The sequence below is a fragment of the Paenibacillus sp. FSL M7-1046 genome (assembly GCF_038007405.1).
Classification (GTDB): Bacteria; Bacillota; Bacilli; order Paenibacillales; family Paenibacillaceae; genus Paenibacillus_AQ.
In genome coordinates this window covers 7,651,129-7,666,301 of sequence record NZ_JBBOXB010000001.1, presented here as the reverse complement: position 1 = coordinate 7,666,301, position 15,173 = coordinate 7,651,129, and the positions used below count along the sequence as shown (strand labels likewise).

Below are 15,173 nucleotides of genomic sequence, written 5' to 3'. Positions count from 1 at the left end.
GGGGTCATGTTGCGATTACCTGAACCTTGAAGGTCACCGTCGTTGAAGCTCCGGCAGCAATCGTGCCGATGACAACACCTGATCCGGGGTTGGCCCCAGGACGGACGATATCGTCTACGGTAACGCTGCCCGCAACGAATTGGCTTCCAGCAGGAATCGGGTCAACCAGCACAACGTTGTTGACGGCGACGATACCGTTGTTCGTCACTACAATTGTATAGGTAAGGATGTCGCCGACTACGGCATCGATAGCCGGTGTGCTCTTGACTGCGGTGACGTCCGGAGACGATACAGGGATCACAAGTACATTGGACAAGGAAGAGCCTGAGAGCAGTCGTCCGTCCGGCGGCGTGAACGTGAAGGTTGCGGCTGCCTGGTTGACGAGTCGCTGCGGTGAAGGCAGCGAAGCCACGGTAACCTGCAGGGTGACTGTCATGACGACTGTAGCTCCAGGGGCAACCGTTCCAAGGTTGATTCCAGCTGCCGGATCGGCTCCTGGTTGCGGCACACCGTTCACCAGCACACTGTTTGGAACAAATACACCTCCTGCAGGGATGGAGTCCGTAAGGGTAACCACAGCCGGCAAGTTCCCGGTGTTTGTGACGCTAAAGAAGTAAGTGACAGTGTCTCCGACGGTTGCATTTGCTGTATCTGCGCTCTTTAGGATATTGATGATCGGCTGATACACCGGAGTAATCAGGTTATTGGAATAGGAAGCACCCGAGAAAGCACCGGAGGTAAAGCTCACGGACGCCTGGTTGTTAAGGCTCGGCGGATTCGGCAGCGCAGTAACAACAATATTGAAGGAGACCTGGACAGAAGCTCCCGGAGCCAGAGTGCCAAGGGAAATTCCATTGGCCGGGTTCGCTCCCGGCAGAGGAGTGCTGTCGACAACTACGCTGCCTGTGACAAAGGAAGCTCCCGGTGGTATCGGATCGCTAAGCACGACATTGTTGACCGATGCAATCCCGCTATTGGTAACGGTGACTGTGTAGGGAACGGTATCACCTACTACGGCATCTGTTGCAGTGGAGGCCTTTGATACCAATACGTTAGGCGATGAAACGGAAATCTGATTGATGTTGGAGACTGCCGATTCGTTGAAGGTCCGGCCGTCCGGCAGGGTATACGCAAAGGTGATGGTAGCCTGGTTGGTCAATTGCTGGCTTGGCGGCAGCGTAGTGATCAGAACGGAGAAAGTGACTGTCAAGCTGGTACCGGCAGCAATAGAACCGAGTGGAATGCCGGTTGCGGGATCGGTTCCCGGGGACGGGAATCCGTTAATCAGCACACTGTTTGCCACAAGTAGGGTTCCTGCCGGAATCGTATCGGTCAAAGTGGCTGTAGCCGGATAGTTGCCTGTATTGTTTACAATTACGGTATAGGTAATGGTATCCCCGACAGTAGCGTTGACGGAGCTTGCGCTTTTGACTGCTGCAACTATCGGCTCGTAGACCGGTGTGGTGACAATATTGGAAAATCCTACGTTGGAAAGTGCTCCGGATGTAAAGCTGACGGAGGATTGATTGTTCAGCAGTCCGGTTGCCGGCAGCGAAGTTACGGTTACAGTAAAGACTACGGTCACTGAAGCTCCGGGAGCGATACTGCCTATGGTTACCCCGGTAGAGGGTGAAGCTCCGGGCCGCCCGACGCTGTCTACCAGCACACTGTTCGGCACAAAGGCGGTACCAGCAGGAAGTGCATCCGTAAAGACGACGTTATTGACGGTTGCGATCCCGTTATTGGTCAATGTCACAGAATAGGTAATCGTGTCCCCGACGGTAGTTGCTGTTGTCACGGTGGATTTGAGCACGGCGAGATTCGGGCTGGATACAGGAATCGTGACCGTGTTGGAGAGTGCCGAACCGTTGATTGTGCGTCCGCCAGGCAATGTAAAGCTGTAAGAAGCGGTTCCCTGATTGACCAGCACCTGCGGAGACGGCAGTGAGGTAATCACGACTGAGAAGGAGACAGCGACAGTGGCTCCCGCAGCGACAGTTCCTGCGGCAATGCCAGTAGTCGGATTTGCTTGAGGCAGAGGCAGCCCGTTGATCAGGACGCTGTTGGGCTCAAAGGTGGTGCCTGACGGAATATTGTCTGTTACAGTCAGAGCGGCTCCATAATTCCCGGTGTTGCTGACAGTCAAGGTATAGGTAACGGTATCACCGACTGTAGCATTTGTCGTATTGGCCGTTTTAACCGCAGAGACATTCGGCTGGAAGACGGGAACGGCTACCGGGTTCGACAAAGTAGTACCTGAGAAAATACCAGAGGTATAGGTAACGGTCGCCTGGTTGTCAATAGAGGCGTCAGCGGGAACGGAAATGACCGTTACGCTGTAAGAGACGATTGCAGTTGCGCCGGAGGCCAACGTTCCGATCGCAACCCCGGAAGACGGATTGGCATTGGGGAAAGGCACTCCGTTTACTGATACGCTGCCGGGTATAAATGAGGCTCCGTCAGGCACGGGGTCACTGAGCAATACATTATTTACGGGATCGATTCCGGTATTGGTAATGCTTACGGAATAGGCAATCGTATCTCCAACGGCAGCTGCTGTTGCAGGAGTGCTCTTCACTACGGAAAGGTTGGGAGCGGAGACCGCGATAGTTACCGTGTTGGATACAGCCGTACCCGTAAGCAGCCGGCCGTCAGGCGGAGTGAAAGTGAAGGAGGAGGAGGCCTGATTGACAAGCTGCTGTGGTGAAGGCAAGGAAACAATAAAGACAGTGAAGCTGACGGTAACACTGGCCCCCGGAGCTACGGTGCCGACGGTAATACCGGTATCGGGTGCGGCTCCCGGCTGCGGGAAGCCTCCGACGATGACGCTGTTGGGATCAAAGGTGGTCCCTGCGGGAATGTTGTCAGTCAAAGTAACATTCGCAGCCAGATTGCCTGTATTGCTGACAACAATCGTGTAGATAATGGTATCGCCAACTGTTGCATTAAGATCATTGGCACTTTTGACAAGGGAAATCTGCGGCTGTATTACCGGTGTCGTGGTTACGTTGGAAGAGGAAGAACCGGAGAATACACCGGAGGTAAAGCTGACGGTCGACTGGTTGTTGATCTGTGAAGGAATCGGCATTGTTATCCTCACCTCGAATGTTACGGCGACTGACGCCCCTGGGGCCAGACTGCCGATTGGAATGCCGGCGGACGGAACTGATTGCGGCTGGGAAACGCCGCCCACAATTACGGTTCCGGGAATGAAGGTAACATTCTCAGGCAGAGGATCACTGAGAATGATGTTGCTGACAGCCGCGATGCTGGTGTTTGTCAGCACCGAGGTGAACTTAAGAATGTCACCCGTAACGGCATCAATGGCGTTCACGCTTTTGACGATACTGACATTGGGAGCGGAGACAGGGACACTGAGCGTGTTCGAAACAGCAGTTGTTCCGAGCTGCCGTCCGTCAGGCAGAGTGAAGCTGATTGCGGCAGCTGCTGAATTGGGCAACTGCTGGCCCGGGGGCAGCGCCGTCACGGTGACCAGAAAACTGACGGTGACACTATCGCCCGGCACAAGCGGACCTACCGGGATTCCGGTTACCGGGTCAAAACCGGGAAGCGGTGTTCCGCCAATGATGACGCTGTTCGGTTCAAATACTGCTTGCGGCGGCAAACTGTCAGTCAGGTTCAGCGTGGCAGCGATATTACCGGTGTTGCTGACCAGGATCGAGAAGGATAGGGAGCTGCCTACCGAAGCCTGGGCGCTGTTGGCACTTTTAACGAGATTGATGACCGGAATGAAGATCGGCGTCGTCACTGTATTGGACAGTGCAGTTCCGCTGAACGCTCCTGCCGTGAAAGATGTGCTGGCCCGGTTATTCAGTTCGGCGGGATTTGGCAGGAAGGCAGCAATCACCTTGAAGGTGACGATCACATTTCCCCCTGCCGCGATGGTCCCAAGAGCAATGCCCGCCCCCGGGTTGGCGGATGGTGCAGCTGCCCCGTTCACCGTGACGCTCCCGGCCACGAATACCCCTCCCGCGGGTACTGGATCAGACAGGACGACGTTGTTTACAGCTACCCCGCTCGGATTGGACACCGCTACGGTATAGGTTATATTCTCCCCGACAGCGATGGCGGAGAGATTGGCTGTCTTGAATAAGGTGATGTTCGGTGCTGAAACCGGGATGCTGACCGTATTGGAGAGGCTTTCCCCGCTGAGGGAACGCCCGCTGGGCAACTGGTAGGTATAGCTGCTGCTTCCCTGGTTGGTCAATACCGCCGGAGAGGGCAGTGACTGCACCGTGGTCAGGAAGTTGACGGTTACCGTAGAACCGGGAGCTACGGCCCCTAGTGGAATTCCGGTGAGCGGAGAATCCGCAGGACGAACGGAACCGTTCACTGTAACGCTTCCCGCAACAAAGGTAGAGCCGGCGGGGATATTGTCGCTTAGGGTGACGGTTGCTGCCAGATTCCCTGTGTTTTGCACCTGAAGGGTGTAAAGCACGTTGCCGCCTACAGTCGCACTGGCCGGACTTGCGCTTTTGACAATGCCAATGACAGGCTGATACACAGGTGTTGTGGTGATGTTGGATTGGGAAATGCCTGTAAACAGCCCGGAACTATAGGATGCCGAAGAACGGTTGGACAGCTGTCCGGTTCCCGGTACAGAGGTGACCGTCACCTGGAAAGCTACGGTTGCGCTGTTGCCAGGAGGAATTGCTCCCACAGAGATTCCCGTTGCCGGGTCTGCGGCAGGACGGGCTGAGTCGGAAACGGTCACGCTGCCCGGAACAAAGGTGGTACCTGCAGGAATCGGATCGGACAGGACCACATGTGTTACCGCCGAAATCCCGTTGTTGCTGATGACGGAGGTATAGGTCAAAGTGTCCCCTACCGCAACGTCAGGGAAGCTGGTGCTCTTGACCACTGCAACATTGGGCAGTGTCACCGGAATGGTCAGCGTATTCGATGCCGCCGAACCGGCCACTGTACGACCGTCAGGCACCAGGAAGGTATAGGCTGCAGCGGCCTGGTCGGTTAACCGCGGCGGCGACGGCAGACTGTTCACGGCAACCCTGAACTGAACGGTGGAGCTTCCTCCGGCGGCAATCGTGCCGATTGCGATGCCCGTGGCGGGATTGCCTGCCAGGGGAGTCCCGTTGACAGTAAAGCTCCCGGGAACGTAGGTGCTTCCGGCAGGGATGTTGTCAGTCAGCGTCGTGGACGCACCGATATTTCCCGTGTTGGAGATTTGCACGGAATAGGTAATCTCATCGCCAACGGTTGCGTTGACGGTGTTGGCGCTTTTGACCATACCCAGAACCGGCGAGTACACTGGAACCGTTACTGTATTGGAAGGGATAACTCCCGAAACAATGGGGCCGCCGGCCACACTCTGGAAGGTAAATGCGGCATTGGCAGAGTTGGCAATCGTCTGCGGACTGGGCGGCAGCGAGGTCACTCTGGCCTGATATGTAACCGTTACAGAAGAGCTGAGTGCCAGTGATCCTAAGGGAATGCCGGCTGAAATATCATAGCTAGGCCTGGAAATACCGGCGACCACAACGCTTCCGGCTACAAAGGTCAAGCCGGTTGGCAGTGTATCCGACAGTACCACACTCGTAGCGCTGGCAGTACCTGTGTTGTTGATGGTAACGGTATAGGTTATGTTATCACCGACGATCGGACCGGCCACATTGGAGCCTTTGGTCAGCGTGATTACCGGTGCGTTAATATTGATCTGGAGCGCATTCGCGTTGACTACATAGGCGTCGCCAGAGGTGGTCAACGTCAGCAGTGCAGAGGACTGGTTGTTCACCAGTCTTGCCGAAACGTCGACGTTGGTTATGTCCCAGCCTTGACGTCCACCGATGATATTGGTGCCTGGACTGCCATTGGTCTGGTTGCGGGTTCCGAAGGTTCCGGTCGTACTCAGAGCGCCGCTGTCATTATTAATCTGCGAAGCAAAAAAGTTGTTGGCAAAATTGTTGGGACCCGACAAGGCCACCTGTGTGGCGGAGGTCGGGCCGAACAGCGCCTGGTCGCCTGAACGGTTCGCGTCGCCTTCCTGCGCGCTGAACAAGATGCGTCCGCCCAGAGCACCGGTGACTGGTGTGGCGAAACCCGTAATGGTCGTGACAACCGGGGCTGAAGTGGCTTGTACAAGCACAGCTCCTGCCCGCAGCGACATATTGCGGAAAGGGAGGGAGGGGTTCTGGTAGATCACACCAAGTGTCCAGCCGGCATGGTTGGCGGTTGCATCACCCGTGATAACGATGGTGCCTACGACACCGCCGACCGTGTAGGTTCCGGCACCGCCGCCCTGAATAATGCTGGTGACATTGGCTGAGCGTACATAGGCGGAGGCGCCGCCTCCCAGGTCAACTATATTAGCTGTAGCCGCATCAGGAGAAACACTGACCGTTGTCCCTGCGGGTGTGGTGAAGGAGACCGGATTATTGATGAAGGCGCTGAGATTAACCGAGCCGTTAATATAGGAGCCGGCCCAGATCAGTTCTGCGTACAGCACTGTGCTTCCTGCGGGAAGCGTCAGTATGGCGGCTGAGCTGTTGTTCTGGTACAGGCTGGTCGTACCGGCAGGATAGGTGCCGAATACAGAGGCTGTGTTGACCGTACTGAATGCACCTATACTATCCTGTGTACCGGGAACCCCGGCCGTTTCGGATCTGCTTAGTCCAAGTGTATTGCCGGTAAATGTGATTGCGCCGGTTGCGTTAATCGTAGCCCGAACGACTAGAGGAATGATTTTCACCTCCTTCAAGGTTGCTGAACTGCGCAATTGCTTAGACGAAAAAAAGCAGACCGTCTCCTGGATAAGGACGATGTGCCAAATTTCTTGTGGTATATTAGCCTATGACGGGTGACGGGCATAATTGTTTGTCCACGGGGGATTTTTTAAAAAATACATATTTATTTTTCTACTTGCTGAAATCTTGTCTATGCTGTGAGAGAAGCCGCCGTTCCAGCAGCACACGCGGTTCAGGATAATGATTCCTGCTCATGGTTTCGAGCTCCTCCGGGGTGATTTCTTTCTTAATGACGGCAAAGTGGTACATGATTTCATGAACTACATTAGATTGCAGCGTCTTGAGAATCTCAAGCTCTTCTGCTTCGTAGAGCGAGTCGTTAAACGGGTATTGATAGAACAGCTCCATCCGCAGCAGTCTGTAATCGAAGGGCGGAGAGGGGACCGGATAATCGGGAATCACCGGAGAGAGCGGACCTGCCGAAGGCTGGAAAAAGCGGTTTGTGAAATACCGGGGAGTGTACTCGTCGAATTTTTGTTTGAAAAAAGGATTGGAGACGTGAGGGAAGCTATGTGCATAAGGTGCAAGAATGCAGACAACGGCTTTATGGATGCAGATCCTGTGAATCTCTTTCATCACCGCAAATAGATTGTTTACATAGGGCAGAACGCGGCTGGCCATAATGAATTCGGCGGTATTGTCCGGCAGTGGAATGCCTTTATTAATATCGCAGACCAGATCCACCCCGGGGTATGAAATGCAGTCGATTCCCAGATAACCCAATTCTTTAGCGGAACCGCAGCCGATATCGATTTTCAAGGAAACCACTCCTTTTTAGAACGTAAATAAGGCTCTTCACCATAGTATTAATTCCGCAGTTGCATGCTTCCGGCTCATGCCCATAGATTGAAAGAAACATGCTTTTAATATAAAAGTTGTTATAACAAAGGAGCAGAAGTACATGACCGCAATCTTATTTAAAAATGGCGTTCTGCCATTTCGCAGCCACCCCGGCGATAATGCTGTATACGTGGAGGACGGCAGGATCACTGCCGTTGGAGAGGGCAGGGATTTGGCCCTGCAGCTTAGCGGCAGAGAATACACCGTTGTCGATTGGGACGGAGCCTATGTGCTGCCCGGTCTGACCGATGCGCATGTGCATCTGGGCATGCACGGGATGAAGCTGGACATGCTGGATTTCACGGGTATGACCTCCAAAGAAGAGATGCTGCATGCAATTGCCAGACGCGCAGAGATTACGCCTGCCGGGGAATGGATCCTCGGGCTGAACTGGAACGAGAATGAATTCCGGCCTGCCGCAGCGCCGCATATATCTGAGCTGGATGCGGTGACAGAGCGGCATCCCGTATTCCTTACGCGCACTTGCTTTCATGCCTTCCTCGGCAACAGCGAGGCTTTCAGGCGGGCAGGCGTGACCGAATCCACACCGGACTTTGCTTCCGGAGCTTACGGACGTGACGCTGAAGGGAAGCTGAACGGCTGGGTTTATGAGGATGCCTCACAGCCGTTTAATGCCGTGCAGCCGGTGCCCGATTATGCCGCCAAGAAGAATGCGGTCCGCCGGGGAATTGCCGACGCGCTCTCCCTGGGGCTTACAGCCGTGCATACAGAGGATCTGCGGCTGCTGGACAGTGTGGAGACGATGCTGCAGATTCACCGTGAGCTGCGCGAAGAAGGCTTGTTCTTCCGCACACACCAGCTGCTGTATTATGGCTATCTGCAGGAGGTGGAGGAGCTGCGGCTGCAGGCAGGCAGCGGTGACGAGTGGCTGCGGCTTGGTGCGGTCAAGCTGTTCGCCGACGGTGCCATCGGCGGACGGACCGCACTGTTGGAGCAGCCTTACAGCGATGCCCCGGATACATCCGGCATTGCGATCCACACACAGGAGAAGCTGAATGAAATTGTCGGCGCGGCGAGACGGCTGTCATTCCCGGTTGCTGTGCATGCAATCGGAGATGCGGCAGCCCGGATGACGCTGGCTGCGATGGACCATCACCGGCTGTCTCCGGAAGCCGGCCTGCCGGACCGCTTCATACATGCCCAGGTGCTGAATGGCGCACTGGTGGAGCAAATGCGCGGACTTCGGCTCATTGCCGATATCCAGCCGCGTTTTGTGGCCAGTGACTTTCCCTGGGTGCTGGAACGGGTAGGCCCGGCAAGAACAGGGCATCTGTATGCCTGGAATAAGCTGATGAAGGCCGGAATTACCTGTGCCGGTGGCAGTGACGCGCCGATTGAACCGCTGAATCCATTTCTTGGGCTGCACGCTGCCGTTACCCGGCGCAAGCCGGGGGAATCCCATGAGGGCTACTTGCCGGGTGAGAAGCTGAGCATCCCGGAGGCGATAGGTCTATTCACAACGGGCAGTGCGGCTGCCGCGGGAGAAGAGCGGGAACGCGGACGTATCGCACCGGGCTTGCAGGGGGATTTCACGGTAATTGACCGTGACGTGTTGAGTGATCCCGAGGAACTGCTGCTGGTGAAAGTACGGATGACTGTGGTCAATGGGAAAATCGCCTACTGTGCGCAATGAAAAAAGCAGTCCGGGTACCGGATGATGAGCTGAAGAAATGCCGCCTCATACACTTCTAGTGCGCTCCCCACCAATTTCGGCAAAGTTTATGCAACCCCGACTATGGGTTAAACGTTAATAAGGGTAGCAAGCAGATATTGACCATACCGCACGTCTATGAGGAGGCAGTCAACATGAAATCACAACGTTCATTACCGGCTATTGCGGCAGTCGCTGTATTGATGCTGACATTAACCGCTTGCGGAGGCAACACTCCTGCTGAGGCTCCGGGTGAGCCTTCGGCAACGGTTTCTCCTTCACCAGCGACAAACACAGCAGCGCCTGCACCTAGTCCTACCGCTACTGCTGAAGCACAGGTCATCCAAGGAACCGGCAGCTATGTCGGTCAAATTGACAGTCATTCGATTGAAATAGAAACGGAAGAAGGCCCTACCGCTTTTGAACTGGATGCTGGCACCGAGAGTGTGCTTGAAGGTCTTGAGATGGAGGACCCTGTAGTTTTTGAATATGTAGAAAAGTCGGTGGAGGGTGATCCTTCCGTCGTCCAGCGGATTCTTTCCAAGCTGTCCAAGGCGGAAGAAGGGGCAGCCCCGGCGGCCAAACTGCCGGAGACCCGAACCATGAAGCTTACGCTGGAAGGCATGGCGGAAGAGAAGACTGCCACGCTTGCGGACGGAGAAGGTTATTCGCTTTATGTATTTGATATCTTTACCTTTGATGCGGCAAGCAACCGGTTATCTATGAAGGTGGATCCTGATTATTACGCCGAAATTGAAAAATTGCCTTCTGATTTTAATCTCGATCTTTTGGAGCAGGAAGGCCGTAAGGAATTGTCTGTTACTGGCAAGGTGACAGCACTCAGCAAGGAAGAGCGTGATCTCAGAATGTCTGACCTGCGCTTATATTTGACCGCAACAGGTTCCGGCCTGACCCGGCAAACGATCGTCAAGGAAATTGACGGTCAGGGCTACATGATCAAACTCAATATTCCACAGAGAGAGGCCTCGGAAGGCTTCGGGCCACATGTCTACGCATCGCTGGATTCCATCGTAAGCCGCTAGCAGGTGCCTGCATTTCAGCTTAAGTTGCAGTATTAAATAAGAAAAGAGCCACTCCACGATCAACGGGAGTGGCTCTTTTCTATAAATGGAAGTAAATAGCGGGATAATCAGTAGGAGCCGGCATTGACCAGAACGGTAGAAATGAGCAGCATGAACAACAGAAGGATGATAGCATTGATAATGGTGCCGATAACGGCGAACACTTTGCGGCGGTTGCGGAGAGTCAGCCCGATAATTCCGACAACTGCTCCGATTACATTAACAGCTGCAAGAATCAATACGGTCAACCCCAGAAACATGAACGTTCCTGCAGACTCATTGATGATGCTGTTGCTTTCACTAAGAATGGAGGAAGCCTGCATCCCTACCATCACAAAAGTAATCGCATAACCGATAAATGTGACCATCGCGATCACGAAAGAGGCGATACCCGGGCCGGAATGTTTGAAATCACGTTTATTCTCTTGGTAGGTGTAAGGCACTTCAGGTTTTGACAGATCATTTTGTCCTGGAAATAGGCTGTCCTGCCGGGTTTCCTGTGAATCGGATTTTGGTGGAGGATTATAGTCCATAATAAAAGTGAGCTCCTTGTAAAAGAATGGGTTATTGATACTATCCACTTTTTCATAAGAACGCTTCAAATGCAAGTCCCACATTGAAAAAATCCCGGAACTCCGCTGGAATTGACCCCTGCCGATAAGGTAAGATAGGGGAAGTCCAATAATAAGGAGTTGTATTCTGATTATGCAACGGAGATTTATCGCCTGGGGAGCTTTGCTGGCTATGCTGGCAGTGGGGATCGGCGCATTCGGAGCGCATATGTTGAAGGCTTCGATCAGCGAGGATTACATGAAGGTGTATGAAACCGGTGTGCATTATCATATGATTCATGCACTGGGACTGATATTGGTCGCGATTATTGCAGGACAATGGGGAGAGAGTGTCCGCCTGCGCTGGAGCGGCAGGCTGCTGATCGCAGGAATTGTTCTCTTCTCCGGCAGCTTGTACGTACTGAGTATTACCGGAATAAAAATCCTTGGAGCGGTTACCCCGCTCGGCGGCGTATGTTTTATTGCCGGCTGGATATGTCTGGCCTGGGAAGCCCTTTCCCGTAAGAACTGAAGCCAGCCGGATGGCATAAGCAAATAAAACAAGCACCTTTCACGGAATGCCATTCCGGTAGGGTGCTTGTTTGTGCTGCACAGGTTCGTGCTAATGAAATTCGTCAATTTCATTGAGGTTAAAGGTATAGACCTGTTTCTCATCAACGTGGTAGATGCTTATCGAGTTGGCCGCTTCATCAAAATTTAGAATACGGCAGGGCATGGACATCTGCTTGCCATGACGGTTCGTCCGAATACGGACCAGTTGATTGTTCTGAATGTACTGTCTGATCTTTCCATAAGCATCCGCACGGCTTTCCACTGACGGCTTATCCTCTGTGGGTTTTTCCGGTTGTTTGTCCGCCGGCTTCACTGGCAATTTAAATGGAACTGGAGGGGCTGACTCTTGTTGCAGAGCTATCTTCGCAGAACGTAGAAGGTTGTCAATGGTTCTTCCCAGCTCAAGACCTGAGTTAATGTTGAAATCTGTGATTTTGTCGCTGTTATTCAACATTTCAAGTAAATATTGCAGTGCAAGCGGGTTGGTACGGGCATTAATCAGGATGTCGACGTTAAATAAATAATTTCCGTCCGTGTGTTGTAGTTTCTTGTCCATAAATCCCCCAGCTTTTTACTAAATCGATTCGTAAAGTAAATAAACTATACCATTAAATAAACAATAATCATATACTTCTTTGCTTGGAAATAAGGCTTAAAGTCTCTGTATTTTATTAGGATATAGGACCATCGTCCACACACAGCAAAAGGGCTCCGCATACACATAGAGCGTGGATGACGAAAAAAGGAGGCGCTGCTATTGGTTACCATAGAACCTATTCAGGTCGGAGATCACACCTTAGTTGGAGTCGAGGTGAAACTTCCCAAAACAACGCTGCTCACCATCAGCACAAGCCGAGGGTATATTATGTGCGGAGCGCTGGATGTGGGACTGCTGAATAAGATGCTTAGTGACCGGCAGATTATTGCCGCACGGGCCGTAGGCGTACGCACATTGGCGCAGCTCCTGGCAGCTCCGCTGGAGTCTGTTACTATAGAGGCGGAAAATCTTGGGATTGTGCCGGGGATGGCAGGCAGTGAGGCATTGCTCCGCATGCTTTGAGCGGTAATGAAGGTAATAATTTGGCGTGTTGCAAGGGTCCCCAGTGGGCCCTTTTGTTGAAATATAAGCATTTTTATATGCTTTACGCTATAAATTATCCTTCTATTTCTCGCTGAAACGGATACCGTCCTTTTGAGGACGGTATCCGTTTCCACTTATGCGGGCAGTTAAAGGGCATAAGGCAGGCAATCTTGGTCATCCTACGGATAAGGAGCTGGTTTAAGCCCTCGGAGAGAGCTCGATTTCACTGCAGATGTGGCTTCCATTTTGTTTCGGCTAACCGCTGGAAGGGTAAAGTAAGTATAGACAATTGCAAGGCCGGACCTTGGACAAGCAGCCGGCTAAATTATGGATAAGGATGGGATCATATCATGGCTAAAGCATCTAACAAAGTAAACACTGCATCATTGGAACAAGTCCTCAACCGTCAAGTTGCGAACCTGAATGTATTGTACGTTAAAGTTCATAACTTTCACTGGTATGTCAAAGGCGAACAATTTTTCGCCCTGCATGTGAAATTTGAAGAGCTTTATGATGATATTACGCTGAAAATGGATGAAGTTGCTGAACGCCTGCTGAGTATCAAAGGCAGCCCTGCAGCTACAATGAAAGAATATCTGGAGATTGCCACCATTCAGGAAGCAACGGGCAAAGAAGATGCCCGGGGCATGGTCCAATCCCTCATTGAAGATTTTGCTACGGTATCCGAAGAACTTGCGGAAGGCATTGAGCTTGCAGAGAACGCCAGCGATCAGCCGACAGCCGATTTGTTCATCAAGATCCGCTCCGATCTGGAGAAGCAGCAATGGATGCTGCGCTCGTTCCTGGGCTGATTCCAGCCTGACCCGAAATTACATTTGAAATTCTGCAAAGCCTCCTGTGCGGAGGCTTTGTTTTTGTGTTACTGTGGCATGAGCGTTGGCAGGCTGCGAAATTTGTAGACTCCTGCGGCAAGGGATATAATTTATAGTGAAGATGATAATTTTGAACAGGATGAGTGGAAGGAGTGATTGTCCTTGAACGCTAACCCCGTAGCTTTAAAAGAATGGGCCTCAGCTATCCAAACGCTGACAGAAGGACGGATGATTATGCTGATGCGCAAAGGGGGGATAGAGGAAGAAACACGGCGTTTTGAACTTAAAAGCCCTTCGTTCTATCTCTATCCCACTTATGAACACCAACGTGCCGAACTGCTGAAGGAGCCATACCGCCCGCTCGTCGGCCAGACACTGGAAGCAGGCGGCGCTGACCCCGCTGTGATTTCATTGAATGCATACGGTGAAGTTGCTGCTGATCTGGAGGTTCGTGATTTGAATCAGCTGGAACGGCTGTATCCCTATCACATCTGGAGCGAAGGACTTGCGTCCGAAAGATTGCGCTGGAAAGCGAAGGAACCGCTTCATGTCCTGCTGCTTCGTGTATACGTTCCCGAGGCTCCCGCCATTATTCAAGTGCTGCCGGAGTATTCAGGCTGCCGCTCCTGGATTGAACTGGAGTCCCCGCCTGAAGCCGGCAACTTGCGCCCGGTTCTGGGCGACGAAGAGTTCCGGATCAGGAAAGAGGAAATCATCTCTGCCCTTGGACAGTAACAGGCTGAGAAAAGCGCTAAACGTGGATGACGGGTATGAAAATTGAAAATAGATATTTGTAAAAAAACTTCCTTTGTAATAAAATTAGTGAGAATCATTGATAATCACTGTAATTCACTTTATAATAATTATAATGTGATATAAAATCTAATTGTGCTGGCAAACAGGGATCCCCTGTTTCAATACAGCTTTCTGATTTTGCAAATTGATGAGTGGAGGGAATAATTATTATGGCAGCAGATTTTGTCATTGAAGGACTAAAAGCGACAATCGAAGGAAAAGAAATTCTGAAGGGTATCAATCTTCAGATGAAGGGCGGCGAAATTCACGCTATCATGGGTCCGAACGGTACAGGTAAAAGTACACTGGCTTCGGCACTCATGGGTCATCCAAAGTATGTAGTAACTGAAGGCACGGCTGTGCTGGAAGGTGAAGACCTGCTGGAGATGGCAGTAGATGAACGCGCACGCGCCGGTTTGTTCCTGGCCATGCAATATCCAAGCGAGATCAGCGGAGTAACCAACTCCGACTTTCTGCGCAGTGCCATCAATTCGCGCCGTGAAGAAGGCAGTGAAATCTCCCTCATCCGTTTCATCCGTCAGATGGAAGCTAAGATGAAGGAACTGGATATGAATCCGGAATTCCTGCACCGTTATCTGAACGAAGGCTTCTCGGGCGGCGAGAAGAAACGCAACGAAATTCTCCAAATGATGATGCTGGATCCGAAGATCGTCATTCTTGACGAAATTGACTCCGGCCTTGATATTGATGCACTCAAAATTGTCGCTGAAGGTGTAAACTCGATGCGCAGCCCGGAACGCGGTTTCCTGGTTATTACCCACTATCAGCGTCTGCTTAACTACATCACGCCTGATTACGTGCATGTTATGATGCAGGGCCGCATTGTGAAATCCGGCGGACCTGAACTCGCGCAGCGTCTGGAAGCAGAAGGTTATGAATGGGTTAAAGAAGAACTCGGCATTGAAGATGAAACTGTAGGACAGGAAGCTTAAAGAGACGCCAG

At 52.3% G+C, this 15,173-nt stretch carries 11 protein-coding genes; 7 read left to right on the top strand and 4 right to left on the bottom strand.

Annotated elements, in window-relative coordinates:
- Positions 1-4: 4 nt before the first annotated feature.
- The gene (locus tag NYE29_RS34420) at positions 5-6,754 is read right to left on the bottom strand and encodes a DUF7507 domain-containing protein (protein ID WP_340899562.1); all 6,750 of its coding nucleotides are present in this window, start codon (positions 6,752-6,754) and stop codon (positions 5-7) included.
- A 139-nt stretch (positions 6,755-6,893) separates the two neighbouring features.
- Positions 6,894-7,541, bottom strand: coding sequence for a hypothetical protein (locus tag NYE29_RS34415; protein WP_076113268.1), 648 nt, complete (start codon positions 7,539-7,541; stop codon positions 6,894-6,896).
- A gap of 142 nt (positions 7,542-7,683) precedes the next feature.
- Here NYE29_RS34415 and NYE29_RS34410 point away from each other — a divergent pair, with 142 nt between their 5' ends.
- On the top strand, positions 7,684-9,276 hold the full coding sequence (locus NYE29_RS34410; protein WP_340899559.1) for an amidohydrolase: 1,593 nt from the start codon (positions 7,684-7,686) through the stop codon (positions 9,274-9,276).
- Between the two features lie 173 nt (positions 9,277-9,449).
- Positions 9,450-10,337 (top strand): hypothetical protein, encoded by an 888-nt coding sequence (locus tag NYE29_RS34405; protein ID WP_340899558.1) that lies wholly within the window; start codon positions 9,450-9,452, stop codon positions 10,335-10,337.
- Positions 10,338-10,444: 107 nt separating this feature from the next.
- Here NYE29_RS34405 and NYE29_RS34400 read toward each other — a convergent pair whose 3' ends face one another.
- On the bottom strand, positions 10,445-10,909 hold the full coding sequence (locus tag NYE29_RS34400) for a hypothetical protein (RefSeq protein ID WP_144024441.1): 465 nt from the start codon (positions 10,907-10,909) through the stop codon (positions 10,445-10,447).
- Positions 10,910-11,081: 172 nt separating this feature from the next.
- Between NYE29_RS34400 and NYE29_RS34395 the strand changes: the two genes are divergently transcribed.
- On the top strand, positions 11,082-11,459 hold the full coding sequence (locus tag NYE29_RS34395) for a DUF423 domain-containing protein (protein ID WP_038588519.1): 378 nt from the start codon (positions 11,082-11,084) through the stop codon (positions 11,457-11,459).
- Positions 11,460-11,549: 90 nt separating this feature from the next.
- On the opposite strand, the gene NYE29_RS34390 is transcribed toward NYE29_RS34395, so the two are convergent.
- Positions 11,550-12,056 (bottom strand): hypothetical protein, encoded by a 507-nt coding sequence (locus NYE29_RS34390; RefSeq protein ID WP_340899557.1) that lies wholly within the window; start codon positions 12,054-12,056, stop codon positions 11,550-11,552.
- A 201-nt stretch (positions 12,057-12,257) separates the two neighbouring features.
- Between NYE29_RS34390 and NYE29_RS34385 the strand changes: the two genes are divergently transcribed.
- From NYE29_RS34385 to sufC, 4 genes are all read left to right on the top strand, one after another.
- Entirely contained in the window at positions 12,258-12,560 is a 303-nt protein-coding gene (locus NYE29_RS34385; protein WP_076113274.1) for a YunC family protein, read from the top strand.
- Positions 12,561-12,931: 371 nt separating this feature from the next.
- On the top strand, positions 12,932-13,393 hold the full coding sequence (locus tag NYE29_RS34380; RefSeq protein ID WP_076113275.1) for a Dps family protein: 462 nt from the start codon (positions 12,932-12,934) through the stop codon (positions 13,391-13,393).
- A gap of 183 nt (positions 13,394-13,576) precedes the next feature.
- The gene (locus tag NYE29_RS34375; RefSeq protein ID WP_340899556.1) at positions 13,577-14,149 is read left to right on the top strand and encodes a DUF1802 family protein; all 573 of its coding nucleotides are present in this window, start codon (positions 13,577-13,579) and stop codon (positions 14,147-14,149) included.
- Positions 14,150-14,379: 230 nt separating this feature from the next.
- Positions 14,380-15,162, top strand: a complete 783-nt coding sequence (gene sufC / locus NYE29_RS34370) for a Fe-S cluster assembly ATPase SufC (RefSeq protein ID WP_038588534.1) — start codon at positions 14,380-14,382, stop codon at positions 15,160-15,162.
- Positions 15,163-15,173 lie beyond the last annotated feature (11 nt).

What these genes read in the sequence shown, in the direction of transcription:
- NYE29_RS34410 (WP_340899559.1), top strand. Translation starts at nt 7,684, where the DNA reads ATGACCGCAATCTTATTTAAAAATGGCGTTCTGCCATTTCGCAGCCAC.
- NYE29_RS34405 (WP_340899558.1), top strand. Translation starts at nt 9,450, where the DNA reads ATGAAATCACAACGTTCATTACCGGCTATTGCGGCAGTCGCTGTATTG.
- NYE29_RS34400 (WP_144024441.1), bottom strand. Translation starts at nt 10,909, where the DNA reads ATGGACTATAATCCTCCACCAAAATCCGATTCACAGGAAACCCGGCAG.
- NYE29_RS34395 (WP_038588519.1), top strand. Translation starts at nt 11,082, where the DNA reads ATGCAACGGAGATTTATCGCCTGGGGAGCTTTGCTGGCTATGCTGGCA.
- NYE29_RS34390 (WP_340899557.1), bottom strand. Translation starts at nt 12,056, where the DNA reads ATGGACAAGAAACTACAACACACGGACGGAAATTATTTATTTAACGTC.
- NYE29_RS34380 (WP_076113275.1), top strand. Translation starts at nt 12,932, where the DNA reads ATGGCTAAAGCATCTAACAAAGTAAACACTGCATCATTGGAACAAGTC.
- sufC (WP_038588534.1), top strand. Translation starts at nt 14,380, where the DNA reads ATGGCAGCAGATTTTGTCATTGAAGGACTAAAAGCGACAATCGAAGGA.